Genomic DNA, 17,589 nt, shown 5'->3' on the forward strand with positions numbered 1-17,589 from the left:
CTCCCCATGTAGGGGAGAAGGGACATTTGAAACTAAGCCAAGAAAGGCTTAAGAGCTCACCTTAGTTGTTATTGTGACACCTTCTTGAGTGTCAACTTCTTTTTTATCATGACTCTTCGCTCCGGGTCCATCCTCAATAGTTGTTGTATCTTCCTGAGACATTTGAGCCATCTTCGCAATATTAGCTTTAGCTTTTGGCTGAGGTTGGAACATATTGAAAGGAGTTACTACATTACTTGGGAATTTAGTGGTAATTGAACTGTCGACATAAATATTTTTCGTCTCCATACAAGACATAACAGACTGATAGGCTATGTTGAAATCGGGATTGCCGCTATGCCAATTGTTTTGTGGCTCCCGACCATCATCAAAATAAGTAAACTGAGGGATTACCCGCTTTTGGAAATTACAAGCAAGTTGATAAATATCGTCTTTGGTTAATTCAACCTTTTTGCTTGGATCTAAATTAACAATTACAAGATCCGTTGGTGCACTAAAACCTTCGCCATTCTTGCGGACAACTGCCATTAAGTTAGGTTTAGATGGAATTGGAATCACTTCACTCCAAAAATTAAAATTAGAAGTGGGTAGGGCAGCTAAGATAGTATTAATTTGTCGCATAAAGTCAGTCATATCGTGCCGGCCTTGCCAGCCATTTTCAGGCGTTCTTGGATTAGGGATATAGTCATTCTCTCCAAAATTAATATTGACCCCTTTTGCTCGTAGTTGTGCACTAAATTTGTCGCATACCACAGTATCACCACAGTTAATCTGATTTCTCAATGTTTCTATATAAGGGACAAGTAAGCGACCTTGAGTTTGTGGATCTGACTCGTTGAAGACCTTACCAGCCGTTTCGCTTTGGATATTCTGCCTGGCCATTTCAACGATCACTTCCATTGCCTTTGCATAATCCTCATGCTGAGAACTAAGTATCTTATGGGTACGTTGAGCATAATAAGTTTGCTCGGGGGCATTAGCTCGTCTAAATACTGGTTTTGCCAGCAAATCACCGCTTTCATCTCCAGATAGGGCGTACCAGCCGCCACTGGAGCTTAGAGCACATAAGGCAATTTTTTCACGCATCCGTTTTTCTACTTCAGCGATTGTGTCTGGATTGCCCGCAGCTATTTCGTTTTGAATGTCGACAACAAAGGAATAAAGAAAAATGGAGCCAGTGGCTTCGTCATAATTACTTTCACTTTTTAATCGTTCTTTGGCTGTTTTTAATGCATTATAATTATGCAATCTGCCTTCAGCCATTTCTTCAAGGATAGTCATAGCCAGGGAGTTATGATCGTGATTTCCACAAAAGGCAATGCATCCTCCTTTGGCATTGGGACGTGGCTGTTTTTTGTTATTGAGAAAAACATCCTGGGATTTGACACCTTCTTCCATCTTAAACCACTCATCCAAGCCACCATACTGATCCCTATGGGCATAATAAGTACTCCGTGTTACGTGAGTTGGTCCCTCGTTGGGAAGTAATAATTTATCAACGACCTCATTTATGTCTCCACCACTGAAGAGCAATTCATCAAGAATAACAGGCCTGGGTTTATCGTATTTTTCAGCCAGCATATAAATATATTCATAAAGTTCTCTGCGTAGTTCTGGATTTATATAACCAACAGCATCTACGCGGACTCCTTCGTAGCCATACTCAATCATGTATTTAAAGATATAAGGCTTCCAAAATTTCTCAATAATTTCTGCTCTAATTTCAGGATTGCTGTAGTCAAAGGCGATAGCATCTTTAAAGTCAGGATGTGGCTTGGCATTAAACCAGTGAGGGTTTTCTTCTCTATGTCGCGAGTCTACAGAAACGTGATTTAGAACTAAATCGAACATTGACACCAGACCATTTTCGCGAGCTGTCTGGGTAAATTCTTGCATGGCGATTAAGTCCATTTCTTTTTTTGTATCGAGATCGGCATCAGGAGGAGCAGAACTAAAGTAGGGGCTTATCGTGTCACAATCTGTCATGGCATAAAGGCTGCGTGATACTTGATTATAAGCTCTAACACCATTGGTTTTATCTCGCTTAAACAAGCCTTCAACATTGCCTGGGGTCTGTAGGGGATTTGTCCATACGGCATTGAATCCCATTTCCCGTAGGTGGGGAAGATAGGCTGTCATTGCTTGAATAGAGCCAAACTGGGTTGGAAACATGTTGTAGCATCGCAAAATACCATTGCCATCCATAACAGGGCTTGTTCTACGTAGCGATTCATTGAAACCAGACATTTTGATATCCTAATAATATACTAATAGTATTAATATAGACCATGAAAATAGTTTTTTATTGTCGCTCGGTTCGCCAGGAGGGCACATTGTGTTAAAATGCGCCATCGGTTTTATTCTAATCGAAAACTTTAATAAGCTATGCTTTAGCCAGGGTTTGGATTTTATGGAGGATTTATGGGCGGCTCTTACAATGATTGGTTAAAACCATCAGAGACTGAACTAAGAGAAATTGCTACTATTGAGAGGTTAATCGCTTCAAATAAGCTGATTCTCGCAGAAGCTCATTTAAAAAGGCTTCCACTAGATACCTTGCTTCGATTTACCGAGTTAAACCAGACCATCAAAACTTATTGTGATAAAGCTGAACAAGCTTCTATCTGGCGTAAGCATTTAGAATATTTCAAAGAAGGTGATTTTTCACTGCAAGAACAAAGAACGCTATCTATATCCCAGCTAGTTAAAGGCTATTATTTTTATTGGCTAGCGGTTGAGCGCCGTGAACAAGAAACAGAGCATTTCGGAGCAAATGAATTAGAGTTTTTGCATAAAAGTGCTGAGCAGCGCTGCTTTAATGCCTATAACTCATTATCCACTTGGGCTTTTGATTTATATAAAGAAGGCTCAAATGATCATTTCGAGCTTTTTCTAAAGTATGCAGAGGAAGCGAGCAAATATCATTGGACTCCAGGTTTTTTATTAGTTTATAAGGCATGTTTAAAAACAGCGGCGCTCAATAACTATCCTTTGTCTTATTATCAACTCGCCTTGGAAGCTTTGGTGACAGCACGTAAACTATCAGAATATAGCGATTCCTTAATGGCACAAAATAATGCCTATTTTGGAAGGGGTATAGTTGAAGGCAATAACCATCAATTTACCTCTTGGGACAAAGCGATTGCACGAACCATTGCTGTAAGCAAGCTTCCTATTAGCCTAGGAAATGACGCATACAGTAAAGGTAGCCAGAGAGCAAGGCTGCTAATATCAGAATTCGAAGATACTATAGTAGATAACCTTCAAAGCCCACATCCGCGACTGATGTGAGTATCTAATTAAAAATAACTAGTCAGATAGGAAAATAATTTATGGGATATCATTTTTTAACTGAAGGAAACGGAATTCTTGCATGTTATGACATGTACCCGACGCAATTCCGTTCTTTTAACGAGATGAGCCGTTACTTACCTGTATTGCAGGAAATGGGGTTTAATGCTTTCTGGATTAATCCCATACAGCTGCCTGGCGACATCAGCAACTTTTATAAGACAGATAGAAATAATGGGGTAAAAACAGGAAATGAGGTAACTCGCAGCTTATATGCGATGTCTAACCCTTTTGAATTCAATCCTCTGTTTGCTATGGGAACAGTTGATGATTTAAGAACCTTAACCCAAACTGCCAGAAACCATGACCTTGTCCCTATGTTTGATCTGGTTTTAAATCATGCTTCTATCGATTCGCCTCTCTGTGTAGAAAAACCTCATTGGTTTAAAGGTATTCACGAGGATTTCAAAGATGTTCGTGGATTTAACTATGATGATCCAGAGATAAGAACGGAAATAATCCAAGACTTATGGAAGCCTTATATACGTCGCTATATGCTAGATTATGGTTTTGATGGTGTCAGGGTCGATGCCGTAGGTTACGTACATTCCGAGGTTCGCCAGGAAATCTATGAGTATATTTACCAACTGGCTAAGGAAAATGGCAAGCCAAGACCCGAGATCATTGATGAGGCTTTATTTAACAAACGCCCCCTTGTTGATGAGGTTGATTATCTGAAGCTACCTGGTGTGGGGCCAACACATATAACAACGGAAGTGTACAATGCCGAGTTTGACCTTAGCACCACAGAATTGCCTCCAGAGGTTTTATTAGAAGAGCAGTTAAAGAGCAGTGTCGTTTTTCGACAGAGAGCAGGTGAGCTGCGTGAGGGTGCGAAGGGTGGCTGCATTAACTTTTGTGGTAATCATGACTATCGCTCTTTAGCGATGACCATTTTATTTCAAATGGCTGAAAAGCGACTTAAGTCTGATCCCTTATATAAGGAGCTAATCCTTGATATCAAACTTGAAGACCCTCTGAAAACGACCTTGGTTTTTTCTTATGTTGAGCAGATTAAAGAAGAGCTAAGGGATAACAATGAAGCAACACAAAAAGAATTTAGACTGCTGGTACAGAAAAAATTAGCGCTGACAGCACTTACCGGGAGCGGTGGGTGGTTTATCTTATCAGGTGACGAATCATCGGATCCCATTGCTAAAACCGTTTTTCAAAGGAAGGATGCTAGCGATAAATCTTATTATCCCCAGCAAGAGCATAGATACTTCAGCGAACAACCTATTCTTAGTGCTCAGCTATTGGCCAAAATGGCAGAGAAGAGTTTCTTCATTGAAAATAAGGAGAAACCCTGGATGCTGGCGCTCTATCAGAGGTTATCGACCGCTCCTGCTATGCAACAACGCCTGCTAGTTGCACATGTTGACAATCTAAAGAATCAAATCAACGCCGGTATTCAAGCGGTGCAAGAGAAATTTGCTGAATTAATGTCTGAAGAGGGGTGCTCTGTAGGTTTTTCGAGCCAGGACTACCATGCCAGGCCCAGATTACCAGAGAACGGTTGGTTAGGTTTACAGAATAACTTTGCATTTATTAAGCAACTCAATGCCTTATTGAAAAAATTGCCTGCATCAGTTTCTGGTTTTTCCAGCATCTTAGTTAGCTTGCCAGAAAAGCCAAACTTAGTTGTTGTAGTCAGAAAAAATGGCGAACAAAGCACTGCTCCAATTGATTTAGTTGCCGTAAACCTCGATCAGGATGCAGAAATTAGTCTCAGCATAAAGGATATTCAACAAATTGCCAGGATATATAGTAATAGCTATAGCTCTGCTTGGTCGGTTGCTGAGAATCAAAAACAAGACTTGTATCGAGGGGTATTAAGTGCAGTTGCTGAGAAGCGACTTCATGGAGATGATACGGTTAAATTAGCTGAGTTAAATACCTTTACGTTTCAAGATAACTTGCTTGAAACTTTTTTTAGCAAAGATGATGAAGCAAAAAGATCTAAATGTAACCCTACCCAAAGCGATGAAGAAGGGCTCCGAGTTGGTTATCAATAACCCCTTTCACTTTAGTAAAATGCGCCAAATACAGATATTCGACGAATAAGCGAGAACCATTATTTTCGACTTTCCGCGGTCAAGCCGCGGTAAGTCGATATCTAAGAAGTCTTCTTTGGATTAACTCTAACAAGTGTGAGTTTAAGCGACTTCAACTTCTTCAGCTTGAGGTCCTTTCTGACCTTGTGCTGCCTTGAACAGAACAGTTGCGCCTTCAGCAAGAGTTTTAAAACCATTGCCTTGGATTGCGCTGAAGTGAACAAAATAATCTTTGCCGTTACTCTCGATAAAACCAAAGCCTTTGCTTTCGTTAAACCATTTTACTTTACCACGTATTTTTTCTGACATAGTTGTCTATTCCTAAAAATTTGAATTTTCTTTGTAGCCTCAATTCATGTTTAAAGCTACAACTCTATTGTATACCATTTTATGCAAGAAAATTTAACTACTTCTGCAGATCTAACGGTACTTTTACACATATTTTTTAACTTTTCGCTCAAAACCTATGAAGAGTGGCCAGTATTTGTCCTATTTAAGTGTTTCAAGCATTCTGGGTATTAGATTTTAATGCTTCTCAGACTCATTGTTATTTCCATCTCATAGGCCCTTGTTTAGTTTTTTATAGACATCTGGCGATAGTAAAGGGCGGACAATTACAATAGTTCCTGTGAAATTATTTTCCTTATCAGAGATAGTAACAAACTCATGATTTAACCATTTTGCATCATCCGTAAACATACGCACACAGCCGTGGCTTGCTCGATAGCCGGGAATATCTTCCGAGCCATGCAAAGCGAAACCCTTGTGAAAAAACATGCAGTAGGGCATGGAGGCGCCGCCTTTACCGGCAGGAAAGGCATTTGACCGGCATTTCTCGTTTTCTTTTGAGAAGACTTTGAAAATACCAGTTAGGGTGCGGCAGGAGTTATTACTATCTGAGCATTTGTCACGTCCAGAAGAGATTGGGCCCCATTTCACAAGTTGCCCTTGCTGATCGTAGGCCGCCCAAGCTAATTTTTCTTGATCGACAATAATTTGCTTATCTGGCGAGGGATCAATTTTAAGTTCGAAGGGGGAGAGGTCAAATAAGGTAACACCATCTAAATTCTGTGGCACAGCAATCACTTTGCCTGGCCACAGAGGGTTATAAGTGCGGTTTAATCGTTGTACAAGATCGCGTTGGGTCTCGTCAGGAAATAGTTTGTCCCAGCTTTGTCCACTCTGAACTGTAAGGCATTTATAGAGAGGATACTTGCATAAACCAGTACCATAATAAGGTGATTCGGTGTTTGCTGGTTCTGCCATAGAAAATAGTGGCAGCAAAGAGAAGGTTAGAAATATTATAAGGCGTTTCATGTTAAATCTTATCCTTTTCAACATTTATTTCGCTAAATTAGCTCGATTTTATGCTTGCTCTGCTAAATGTCAACAGAGCCTTTGTGTAGGGCTAACTCCTCGTCTGAGATTCATTCAAGCAAAATAGCTTGCAAAGCATCACAAAACTTTTCAATTTCCTCTTCAATATTATAGTAATGAATTGAGGCTCTAACCAAGGCTGAAATTTTTCTTTTTTGTAAATCTAATCTTGCATATTCCTCTAAGGAAACTGATACATTAATCTGCTTATTTCGCAGTGTTTCCTGGATGAATAAAGGGTCTCTGTTCTCGCAGGTGAAAGTTACGATTCCGCATTTGTTTTTTCCTAAATCATGGAGGGTTAGTCCGGGTATTTCTGTCAATTTTTCACGTAATAATTCGGCTAAAGTTTGAATGCGATGCCAAATTGTATTTATCCCGAGGGCTAGAGCATAATCAATTGCCGTTGCTAATCCGATTTTTGCTGCGATATTCTGTTCCCAGGTTTCAAAGCGGCGGGCATCGGGGCGAAGCAAATAGTTATCATCTGCGATCCATTGGGCAGCATGTAAATCAATAAAAGGGGGATCGCAGCGATCTAATATTGCCTTTCTCGCATATAAGAACCCTGTTCCTCGTGGTCCACGTAAAAATTTTCGCCCGGTGGCACAGAGAAAATCGCAGCCAATCTCCTGCACATCTATAGGCATTTGCCCTAGGGACTGGGTCGTGTCAACTAGATAAGGAATAGCCTGTTGTTTGGCGAGCTTGCCGACCTCAATTATCGGGTTAATTAAACCACCCTGTGTTGGTACGTGAGTGATAGCAATTAATTTAACTTTTTCATCTAATTTATTTCGCAAATCTAGCAGATCTAATTGGCCGCTTTCATCATTATTAACAACAATAATTTCAACACCGATATTTTTTGCCTTATGTAAGAATGCTAAATAATTACTTGCATACTCACTAAGCGCAGTAACAATTCGGTCGCCTTTCTGTAGTTTAAGGCTATAGAAGGCCATATCCCATGCCCTTGTTGCGTTTTCGACAAAGGCAATTTCATCGGGTTCACAATTTATCAGGCTTGCTGCGCTGCTATAAAATTTTTCTGACTTCTGTAAATTGCTCTGAGCTGCTTCATAACCACCAATAGTTGCCTCTAGTTCAAGATGCTCTCTTACTGCATTGATGACCGGCGTTGGTGGCAGAGCTGCTCCGGCATTGTTAAAGTGAAGAACATGACGGCAGCCTGGTGTATCTCTTCTTAAATCTTCGATATCTAGTGTATTCATTACAATCACATCCTAAATCGGGGTCTAGTACTATATCGTTCTTCAAAAAGAAAATCCCAGTATTTAATACGAGCATGTTGCATTCTGTTCATATATACTGTTCGTTCTTTATAAAAAAGAGGCATAATATGCGTAATTTTCTTTCTTATTTCCTGATTGCTTTGCTAAGTTTTGGTTTAGTTATCAATGAGGCTTCTGCCAAACGTTTTGGCGGCGGACGCAGCTTCGGTGTACAACGCTCAAAGAGCAGTCTTTTCTCTTCTCCTACAACAGCACAATCGTCTAAATCCTGGGGGCAACAATCTAACCCAAGAAAATGGGGCGGCGTATTAGGTGGCATGCTGGCGGGTGGTTTGCTGGCTAGTCTGTTCATGGGACATGGATTAGGCTCTGGTTTGCTGTCATGGCTAATCGTGGGATCTCTCGCATTTTTCCTGATTAATTTTTTCCGCAGAAGAATGCAGCCTGGGTTGCAAACCGCGCAGCCAAATCCTTTTAGACAAGCCGCCGCTGATACTTCTTCAGCTAATTTCTTTAGTGCAGGCGGCAGTAGCTATACTTCCTCTTCCTCTCCCGCAGGTTTTGTTCCAGAAGCCTTTTTACGTGAAGCGAAAGTGAAATTTATAAGACTGCAAACAGCCTATGACCAAAAGAATTTGCAAGATTTGCAGGACTTTACAGCACCTGAGGTTTTTGCAGAAATCAAGATGCAATTAGATGAGCGGGGCGATGAGCCCAATAAAACAGAAGTGCTTAATCTAGATGCACAGTTGTTGGATGTTTCAAGACAAGCTGATGCAGTTATTGCGAGTGTTCGTTTTACCGGCTCGATCAAAGAGAATGATGATCCAATTAGTCAGTTAGATGAAATTTGGCATTTCCGTCAATTTTATAACAATGGTTCTTGGGTTGTTGGCGGGTTACAGCAAGAGGTTTTTGAGCCTCAATAATTGGGTTTATTGCCGTTAAGTTAACCTCAGTTATGAAATAGACATTTATAACTGTTTGGGTTTAGCGCGCTCCTCTCAAAGAACGGTTTTCATTATTTCCTTCACTTAAGCGTGGAGAAAAGGTGTCCGAATGATAGATGAGGGTTCGTGCTAGAACCGCCCCTCATCCGCCGCTTCGCGCCACTTTCCCCCCTAAGGGGCAAAGGGAGAAAAAAGAGTCCCTTCTCCCCGTTCACGGGGAGAAGGTGCCGAAGGGCGGATGAGGGGCTTCTGATTCGAAGTTCTTTCCTGATATTTGTCCCAAAAGGGCTGAGTTGCTCAGCTCGAACGGTTTTCTTAGTAAACTTAGAGCCAATAAGCCCTTAGATTATCAACTGCGAGCAAATACACGAAGTCGATGGCCATCAGGGTCCAAGACCACAAAATTTAAACCAAAGTCCATTTTTAGGGGTTCTTGTTTTATTGACAAACCAAAGTTTCGCCATTTGTCACAAAGTTCACGCACACGCTCATCATTTTCGACCTGCATAGCTAATTCTGAGCCACCGCCCAAGACAGGGCTGGCAGCAGGTTCAACCTCATGTTTTGACCAAAGACCTAATTTGAATTCTGGACTTAGAACGAATAGAGCGAAGGTTTGCGAAAATTCCACTGGTTGAATGTTGAATAAATTAGCGTAGAAATTAGCGCTATTAGGTGGATTATCAACATAAAGAATAAGGTAATTCATAGGTTCTCCAAATTGAATTGAAATAAATTGCTCAAGCTTGAGAACCCTTATCTTAAAGGCTAATGTTGTCAAATTCTGTCAGTATGTCGAATTGACGTTAGTTTACTGCTGAGGGATGCCCTGTAATTCTCGCCATTCTTTTAGCAAGGCTTGCCGTCTTCGTGGGTATCGCAGGTCTCCGAGGTCAAGCTTTTGGATGCGATCAATACGAAAATGTCGATACTCCTGCCGCAGTTCACACCAGGCTACAACGACACGGCTTTGTTCAAAGAAGCCGAGGGCAATGGGCCATATTGTTCTTTCACTAGTCTTATCTTTGAGATCGATATAACTGATAGTAATTTTATGTTCTTTGCGAATAGCTTGGCGAATGAGTGTTTGCTGTTCATCGATATTAGCAGTTTCAAGGCCTGGCCCAACCAGAAGACCGGAGTGCTCTAATTTATGTCGTAAATCATCAGGCAGCACGGAAGCAATTTTAGCTAGTGCATCGCGAGAAGCTAAGGCTAGTTTTGTGTCAGTACGTTTTGCAACCCAACGGGAGCCAAGAACCAAGGCTTCAATTTCTTCTTCAGAAAACATCAGCGGCGGTAGCATGAAGCAAGGGCGTAAACGATAACCAATACCTGGCTCGCCATCAATCTGGGCTCCTTGCGCCTGTAAGCTTAAGATATCTCGATAGAGAGTACGAAGGCTGATGTTAAGTTCTTGGGCAAGTACAGCGCCACTTACGGGAAAGCGATTGCGCCGTAAAATTTGTAGTAACTCTAATAAGCGTTCTGTTCGTGACAAGGGAATAACTTAAATGACTAAAAACTAACATAATGACACATTTTGTCAGCATTAGTCTAATTCCGCTCTTTGTACGGGACAAAAATCTGTAATCTCAGAAAAAACTCGAATTCCCGCGGCTTGACTGCGGGGATTCGAGATGGATTAGAGGATTTCATCAGGTACAAGAAGTTCTGACTTATGTGCATAGACCCAAGCCTCAGCCCCAGAAGCCAGGCAGACTTTAATTCGCACATAGTCATCTACCTCATATTCATCTGCCTTTAATAACTCATTCTCTGTAAGCTCAAAGACCATCCCGTCAACGCAATCGGCTTTAAGCCTTGTTGATACTAGGATTTTATGCACAGCTTGGCCGCTTAGCTGGAGCACATGGGGATCCGTTATTTGCAAATCTTTAAGGATATAGCCATGTAAACTATCCTTTTTTCCTTCTAAGAGTCTGGAAAAGGAGCTTAGCTGTACTTCTGGAAGCTGTAAGGTGCCGTATGAAAAAAGCTTTTCCATCAATCTACTCCGTAATAGTTCACGTGGGATGTAAAAATCTTGGAGAAAGTTCAATTTTGAGTCCAGGTCGAGAGAAAAACGTGATTAAAAAGCGCAGAATAGCTATCTATTTGAGCATTTTTAATCACGTTTTTCTCTCGAGATGGGCCAAAAGTGGACTTTCCTGGGTACGGAGTGACCTAGTTACTCTAATCCTTTTCTAATTTTTTAAAGGGCAGGTAACGAGGTTCCCAAAATCTATCCTGAATCAATTTTTCTAAATCGGCTTGCTGATTTTGTTGAGCAAGTCCTTCATCAATGGCAGCGCGGGCTACTGCAACGGCAATATGCTTAGCGACAATCTGAGCCTGTTCGAGAGCAGGTAGTAGGGGTAGATAACTATCTTTTTTAGATGGCGAATATTCAGCAAGTATTTTGGCTGCAGCCCAAATCATTCGCTTAGATAGCCTACTTGCTTGCACTGCTAGAATCCCCAAGCCAATCCCTGGAAATACTAATGCATTATTGCACTGAGCAATTTCTAGTAAACGACTTTGATATTCCACGTCAGGAAAGGCTGTGCCCGTTGCAATCAAGGCTTTTCCTTGGCTCCAGGCTAGAATATCCTTAGGCTGAGCCTCACATTTTTCATCAGGATTAGAAAGAGGGAAAATAATTGGCCGTTCACAGGTGGAACTCATGATCTCAATGATATCTTGCGAAAATGCCCCCGGCTGTGCTGAGCAGCCAATCAATATAGTGGGTTTAATTTGGCGAACGGTATCAGTTAGGCTTGGTAATCGATTATGTGTTGACCAGCTGGCAATTTCTTGGCTGGGACGGGCATAGGGCTTCTGTGCTTCGGTTAGTTCCAAATCCGAATCAATCAGCAGTCCCTGACGGTCTATAAGCCAAAAACGCTTATAAGCTTCCGCTGGACTAAACCCTTGTCTGACCATCGCATCAACGATTTGGTCACAAATACCAGTTCCGGCAGAGCCGGCACCGAAAACAAGTATGCGATGTTCTTCCAAAGCACGGCCTGTAACATCACAGGCTGCTAACAAGGCAGCCAAGGTAACAGCGCCAGTCCCTTGGATATCATCGTTAAAGGTACATAATTCATTTTGGTATTTATCCAGGATTCGTCGGGCATTATTTCGACCAAAGTCTTCCCAATGCAAAAACGCCTTGGGGAAATGCTTTTGGATAGCGCTAACAAAGGTCTGAATGAAAGAGTCATATTGTTCAGTATCTATACGGGGATGCTGGCAGCCTAGATACATTGGATCATTTAACAGGTCTTGATTATTGGTACCGACATCAAGAAAAACAGGCAGGGTTCGGATTGGATCAATCCCGCCGCACAAGCTATAAACCATGAGTTTAGCTACAGGAATATCCATACCACCAATCCCTTGATCCCCGATACCCAGGACACCTTCACCATCGGTGACTACGATAAGATCAATTTCGGGGTTAGTACGATTACTAATAATTTCTTCGATCTGGTTTCTATCAGAATGAGCAATGTATAAACCGCGAGGTTGGCGATATTCATGACTGTAACGCTTAACCGCTGTGCCAACGATAGGGGTGTAAATGGTCGGTAACATTTCTCCCAGATGGCGACTAAGTAATTTATAGAATAAAACCTGATTCTTATCATGCAGGTTATTGAGATAGATGTTTTGCTTCAAGCGAGTTGTATAACTCGAATATTGCAAGTAAGCACGCTTTACTTGTTCATCAAGAGTTTCAACACGGTGGGGTAATTTCCCCAACAGGCCAAAGAGATGGCGCTCCTCCTGAGTGAAAGCGGTGCTTTTATTAAGCTGAGGGATAGTTAATAAGGGCTTCCCACAGACAGCAGTTTGAATATAGGTTTCACCTGTTTGCTCATCGCGAATAATTTTAAAATCTAACATGTTCTTTTAGCTGCTTGATAGTATTTAATCTAAAGTGATCAATCATAGCAATAATGTGATAAAATAGCATGGCTTTTTACATGAGCTTGCATTTTTTTTGTGCAGATTCGAACCGGCATCGGTCATAGTGGGGGTAGCTTCTTCATGGTGAGATGTACAAGCCAACCCGGACCTAAGTCCAAAATCGAAGAGGAATACAATGACTTTTGCTGAACTTCACTTGGCAGAGCCTTTATTAACGGCTATCCAAGAACAAGGTTACGAAACACCTTCACCCATCCAGGCGCAAGCCATCCCGCAAATTTTAGCGGGAAATGATTTACTAGCCTCAGCACAAACCGGCACGGGGAAAACTGCTGGGTTTACGCTGCCGATTTTACATTCACTGGCACAAAAAGACAGAGCGAGATCCAATCATGCTCTAGCTTTGGTTTTAGCGCCCACTCGTGAGTTAGCCGCCCAAGTACATGAGAGTATTGTGCAATATGGGAAATACCTCCGGCTTCGTTCCGCAGTTGTCTTTGGTGGGGTTAAAATTAACCCACAAATGATGAAATTGCGTGCTGGCGTTGAAATTTTAGTTGCGACCCCAGGCCGATTACTTGATCTTTATCAGCAAAAAGCTATCAATTTTTCTCAAATTGAAACGCTAGTTTTGGATGAAGCAGATCGAATGTTAGATATGGGGTTCATTCATGACATTAAAAGGATCTTGTCTTTGTTACCGCGTAAACGGCAGAATTTACTGTTCTCAGCAACTTTTTCCGACGAAATCCGCAAGCTGGCAAAGGAGTTATTAGTTAATCCAGTCGAAATTGATGTCGCTCCCCGTAATACCGCAGCGCAAAAGGTCGATCAGATCTTACATCCTGTTGATAAGGCGCGAAAAGCAGCTTTACTAAGTCACCTAATTCTTGAAAAAAACTGGCCGCAAGCGTTGGTATTTTCTCGTACTAAACATGGGGCTAATAAGTTGGTGAAGCTCTTAACACAAGACAGAATTCCATCTTTGGCAATTCATGGTAATAAAAGTCAAGCGCAGCGTACTAAGGCTTTAAGTGACTTTAAAGCTGGGAAGGTGCAAATTCTTGTCGCTACTGATATTGCTGCACGTGGTATTGATATCGATCAGCTTCCCTTGGTTATTAATTTCGATTTACCACAGGTCGCGGAGGATTATGTGCATCGCATAGGACGGACTGGGCGTGCCGGCGCTTCTGGGCAAGCAATATCCTTAGTCTGTGCGGATGAGTTTAAGCAACTTCGCGATATTGAATCTTTGATTAAACGTCGGATTGAACGGATAGAAGTTGATGATTTTGAACCGCAGCATTCATTACCGCTTAGCCCTAATCCTGCAACTGCAACGGTGAGAAAAAGCCTGGCGCAGCCTGCAAAGTTTGCTAAAAGAAAACCAGATAGTTCTGATAAACCTTGGCAGGAGCGAAGAAAGCGAGCAAGGACGGGCACAGAAGGTACGAAGCGTTAAAATATCAGAATAGCGTTAGCAAGCAACAAATGATACTATCGACAACTTTGTAGTAACATCAAGAGGTTGATGATGAAGTATCTGTTTGTTGCTTGCGCAACATTGCTAATAATTGGCTGTTCGTCCCATAATGAGCATTATTACCAAATCCATCCCCAAGCCTTGCAAGATGCCATCAAAAGTTGCCCCGCTAAGCAACCCACGCCTTTAAGCTGCGAACAGTTGACGAGCCTTGCTGTAGCCATGAATGAGATTGCTTATCAATTACAAACTAACCCACAGGCCTTTGGTCGCAAAATATTAGCTTTACAGCAAGCAATGGCGTCTCAGGAGGCTGCGTTGAAGACTAAAGCGGATCCAGAGCTCAAAGCTACCTTAGAAAAAAACAAACTACTTTTAGAGCAATATTTAGCCGTTGTAAGATGGTTAGAGTCTCCAGAGAGTTAACGAATGAGAATATTAGTATCCAATGATGATGGCGTGCACGCCCCAGGAATTCGTGCCCTTGCGAATGAGATGTCCTCAATCGGCGAAGTTTTTGTTATTGCTCCAGATAGAAATCGAAGCGGGGCATCGAACTCTTTAACCCTGACTACGCCCTTACGAATCAAACAAATGGATAATGGCTATTTCAGTGTCGATGGTACACCTACAGACTGTGTTCATTTAGCCTTAACGGGTTTTCTTGAGCCTACCGCAGATATTGTGGTTTCAGGTATTAACGATGGTGCTAACCTAGGTGATGATGTTCTCTATTCAGGCACTGTAGCGGCTGCTATGGAAGGCCGTTATCTAGGTTTGCCTGCTATTGCCTTTTCTATGGTTGGCGATAATATCCAGCACTATGACACGGCAGCAGCAATAGCTCATGAGCTTGTGCTAAAAATGCGTGGCAATGTTTTGCCTTCACAGACAATTTTGAATGTAAATATACCGGATTTACCGCTGAATAAAATTCAGGGTATTGAGGTGACAAGGCTTGGTACACGGCATGGGGCTGAGCCTATAGTTAAAGAACTGGATCCGCGTGGCAGACCAATTTATTGGGTAGGGCCTCCCGGACTTCAAGCTGATGCGGGACCTGGAACAGATTTTTATGCGATTAGTCAAAACTGTGTATCAATGACGCCCTTGCAGCTTGACATGACTCATTATAATGTGTTTGCGCAACTATCTGCCTGGGTGAGTGAAATTAACTGGGGTAACTGACCCTTATATATAAATTTTGTATCTATCAGAGAGTAAAATATGTACAAATTGTGCGTGTTAGTATTGATAGTTTTACTTAGCAGCTGTGGGACGAGGGAGAGTTTAGCACCTGTAGTCGAATTAAAATGGCAACCGCATAATGCTCATACATCGACGCATAAAGTGTTACGTGGTGAAACACTTTATGCAATCGCATTTCGTTACGATCTGGATTATAGGCAACTTGCAGCCATAAACCATTTACGCCGTCCCTATTCCCTGAGGGTTGGGCAGGTTCTGAATGTTAGGGCAGGAAGCCGAGCTAGGCCAGCTACTCAATTTTCCACTCGAAATTCGAGAAGTCTCGCAAGATCCAGGTCTCCGCAAAAGGGAACACCTAACTATTATTCGACGCCAAAAAATAGCTGGTCAGCTGCTTCTATGCGAGGACAAAAATGGCTTTGGCCTGCAGAAGGTCGTGTTGCTGCTCGTTTTGCCCCACAACAAGGAAGAAAAGGCATAGATATTGCTGGTAAAAAAGGTGAGAAGATACATGCGGCCGCAGGCGGTGTTGTTGCATACTCAGGAAATGGTCTTTCAGGCTATGGCAATCTGATTATTATCAAGCACAACGATGAGTTTTTAACTGCCTACGGCAATAACGCCAAGAATATTGTAAAGGAAGGGCAAAAAGTTAAAGCAGGGCAAATTATTGCCGAAATGGGTGTTATAGATAGACATTATTGGGGTGTCCATTTTGAAATCAGAAAAGATGGAAAACCAGTAAATCCATTAGAGTATTTAAGAAAGAATTAGGGGCTGTTGACCTTGGGGATTTAAGTCGTGTTTTTTCTTATATAAACACAAAAGGTGAAATGATGCAGGCAGATGACGAGTCAATTAAAGAGGATGAAATTCCTGAAGATGAAAATTGGGAAGAGTCTCCTGATGATACCTTGCTGGCGGGTGAGCCTGAAGAAGAGGAACCTGTAAGTAATGAACCTGATTTCAGCGATGAAGAGGCGTTTCCTAGCTTCCAACGAGGGAGACAAGCATCTAAGGTTATGGATGCTACTCAAATCTATTTAAGCGAAATTGGTTTTTCTCCCTTACTTTCTGCTGAGGAAGAAGTGCATTACGCAAGACTTGCACTTAAAGGGGATGCTGCTGCACGCAAAAAGATGATTGAATCCAATTTGCGCTTGGTAGTTAAAATATCACGTCGCTATCTCAATCGTGGTTTACCTCTACTTGATCTTATCGAAGAAGGGAATCTTGGTTTAATGAAGTCTGTCGAGAAGTTCGACCCAGACAGAGGATTTCGTTTTTCTACCTATGCTACTTGGTGGATAAGGCAAACCATTGAGCGTGCAATAATGAATCAGACACGCACAATACGATTGCCAATTCATGTAGTTAAAGAACTTAACGTGTATTTACGTGCAGCAAGACAATTGACGCAAAAGCTTGACCATGAACCCTCAGCGGAAGAAATTGCTGATATGGTGGATAAGCCTTTGGAAGATGTAGAGAAGCTGCTTGGCTTGAATGATAAGGTTGCTTCTGTTGATACACCGATAGGCTATGATGAAAGCAAATCCTTGTTGGATACTATTGCCGACGAAAATAGTATGAATCCAGCCGAATTATTGACGGATGAAAATTTACGAAATCATATTGAGTCTTTACTCGATAAATTGACAGAGAACCAACAACAGGTAATTGCCAGACGATTTGGTCTGCGAGGTTTTGAAAAGGCTACGCTTGAAGATGTAGGTAAAGAAATTGACCTAACTCGTGAACGAGTCAGACAAATTCAAGTTGAAGCTTTGAAGACTCTCCGTAGCCTTCTCGAGCGCGTTGGTTTAACGCAGGAAGATTTGTTTTAAGACATCCCTATAGGCCTTCTTCCTAAAGGAAAAAGATGCCTATAGGGTGTATGAGGTCTTCGTAATAGATTAGTAATAGGTTAGCCCTATCACCCTAATGCAACGTCATCCAGAGCGCCG

The 17,589-nt window shown here is 41.9% G+C and carries 16 protein-coding genes; 8 read left to right on the forward strand and 8 right to left on the reverse strand.

Annotation, left to right across the window (positions count from 1 at the left end; genetic code table 11):
* Window positions 1–48: 48 nt before the first annotated feature.
* On the reverse strand, window positions 49–2,247 hold the full coding sequence (locus BN1094_RS12000; protein WP_043874708.1) for an alpha-amylase family protein: 2,199 nt from the start codon (window positions 2,245–2,247) through the stop codon (window positions 49–51).
* 174 nt (window positions 2,248–2,421) lie between these two features.
* Here BN1094_RS12000 and BN1094_RS12005 point away from each other — a divergent pair, with 174 nt between their 5' ends.
* The gene (locus tag BN1094_RS12005; RefSeq protein ID WP_043874709.1) at window positions 2,422–3,291 is read left to right on the forward strand and encodes a DUF5630 domain-containing protein; all 870 of its coding nucleotides are present in this window, start codon (window positions 2,422–2,424) and stop codon (window positions 3,289–3,291) included.
* Window positions 3,292–3,332: 41 nt separating this feature from the next.
* A complete protein-coding gene (locus tag BN1094_RS12010; RefSeq protein WP_052403273.1) occupies window positions 3,333–5,366 on the forward strand; it encodes an alpha-amylase family protein in 2,034 nt (677 codons plus the stop codon).
* 141 nt (window positions 5,367–5,507) lie between these two features.
* Here the strand turns inward: BN1094_RS12010 and BN1094_RS12015 are convergent, their stop codons facing one another.
* The 3 genes from BN1094_RS12015 to BN1094_RS12025 all read right to left on the reverse strand — a co-directional run bounded on the left by BN1094_RS12015 (window position 5,508) and on the right by BN1094_RS12025 (window position 8,017).
* A complete protein-coding gene (locus BN1094_RS12015; protein ID WP_043874710.1) occupies window positions 5,508–5,714 on the reverse strand; it encodes a cold-shock protein in 207 nt (68 codons plus the stop codon).
* A 249-nt stretch (window positions 5,715–5,963) separates the two neighbouring features.
* A complete protein-coding gene (locus tag BN1094_RS12020; protein WP_245614345.1) occupies window positions 5,964–6,671 on the reverse strand; it encodes a L,D-transpeptidase in 708 nt (235 codons plus the stop codon).
* 161 nt (window positions 6,672–6,832) lie between these two features.
* Entirely contained in the window at window positions 6,833–8,017 is a 1,185-nt protein-coding gene (locus BN1094_RS12025; protein WP_043874712.1) for an aminotransferase class V-fold PLP-dependent enzyme, read from the reverse strand.
* 128 nt (window positions 8,018–8,145) lie between these two features.
* Here BN1094_RS12025 and BN1094_RS12030 point away from each other — a divergent pair, with 128 nt between their 5' ends.
* Window positions 8,146–8,967 carry a Tim44 domain-containing protein gene (locus BN1094_RS12030; protein WP_043874713.1) on the forward strand — a complete coding sequence of 274 codons (822 nt, stop codon included), beginning with the start codon at window positions 8,146–8,148 and terminating at the stop codon, window positions 8,965–8,967.
* 370 nt (window positions 8,968–9,337) lie between these two features.
* Here BN1094_RS12030 and BN1094_RS12035 read toward each other — a convergent pair whose 3' ends face one another.
* The 4 genes from BN1094_RS12035 to BN1094_RS12055 form a co-directional block, all read right to left on the reverse strand.
* Window positions 9,338–9,697, reverse strand: a complete 360-nt coding sequence (locus BN1094_RS12035) for a VOC family protein (protein WP_043874714.1) — start codon at window positions 9,695–9,697, stop codon at window positions 9,338–9,340.
* 102 nt (window positions 9,698–9,799) lie between these two features.
* Entirely contained in the window at window positions 9,800–10,489 is a 690-nt protein-coding gene (locus tag BN1094_RS12040) for a helix-turn-helix transcriptional regulator (protein WP_043874715.1), read from the reverse strand.
* A gap of 144 nt (window positions 10,490–10,633) precedes the next feature.
* Window positions 10,634–10,996 carry a gamma-glutamylcyclotransferase family protein gene (locus BN1094_RS12045; RefSeq protein ID WP_043874716.1) on the reverse strand — a complete coding sequence of 121 codons (363 nt, stop codon included), beginning with the start codon at window positions 10,994–10,996 and terminating at the stop codon, window positions 10,634–10,636.
* 188 nt (window positions 10,997–11,184) lie between these two features.
* Window positions 11,185–12,903, reverse strand: a complete 1,719-nt coding sequence (locus BN1094_RS12055) for an NAD-dependent malic enzyme (protein WP_043874718.1) — start codon at window positions 12,901–12,903, stop codon at window positions 11,185–11,187.
* Window positions 12,904–13,102: 199 nt separating this feature from the next.
* Here BN1094_RS12055 and BN1094_RS12060 point away from each other — a divergent pair, with 199 nt between their 5' ends.
* The 5 genes from BN1094_RS12060 to rpoS all read left to right on the forward strand — a co-directional run bounded on the left by BN1094_RS12060 (window position 13,103) and on the right by rpoS (window position 17,469).
* Window positions 13,103–14,392: a DEAD/DEAH box helicase gene (locus BN1094_RS12060; RefSeq protein ID WP_043874719.1), complete on the forward strand. Its 1,290-nt coding sequence runs from the start codon at window positions 13,103–13,105 to the stop codon at window positions 14,390–14,392.
* Window positions 14,393–14,461: 69 nt separating this feature from the next.
* A complete protein-coding gene (locus BN1094_RS12065) occupies window positions 14,462–14,839 on the forward strand; it encodes a hypothetical protein (RefSeq protein ID WP_043874720.1) in 378 nt (125 codons plus the stop codon).
* 3 nt (window positions 14,840–14,842) lie between these two features.
* Window positions 14,843–15,601: a 5'/3'-nucleotidase SurE gene (gene surE / locus BN1094_RS12070; RefSeq protein WP_043874721.1), complete on the forward strand. Its 759-nt coding sequence runs from the start codon at window positions 14,843–14,845 to the stop codon at window positions 15,599–15,601.
* Window positions 15,602–15,640: 39 nt separating this feature from the next.
* A complete protein-coding gene (locus tag BN1094_RS12075; protein ID WP_043874722.1) occupies window positions 15,641–16,396 on the forward strand; it encodes a peptidoglycan DD-metalloendopeptidase family protein in 756 nt (251 codons plus the stop codon).
* A 62-nt stretch (window positions 16,397–16,458) separates the two neighbouring features.
* Window positions 16,459–17,469: an RNA polymerase sigma factor RpoS gene (gene rpoS, locus BN1094_RS12080; RefSeq protein ID WP_043874723.1), complete on the forward strand. Its 1,011-nt coding sequence runs from the start codon at window positions 16,459–16,461 to the stop codon at window positions 17,467–17,469.
* Window positions 17,470–17,589: the final 120 nt, after the last annotated feature.

Origin of the sequence: Legionella massiliensis, from assembly GCF_000756815.1 — a bacterium.
GTDB classification, from domain to species: Bacteria; Pseudomonadota; Gammaproteobacteria; order Legionellales; family Legionellaceae; genus Tatlockia; species Tatlockia massiliensis.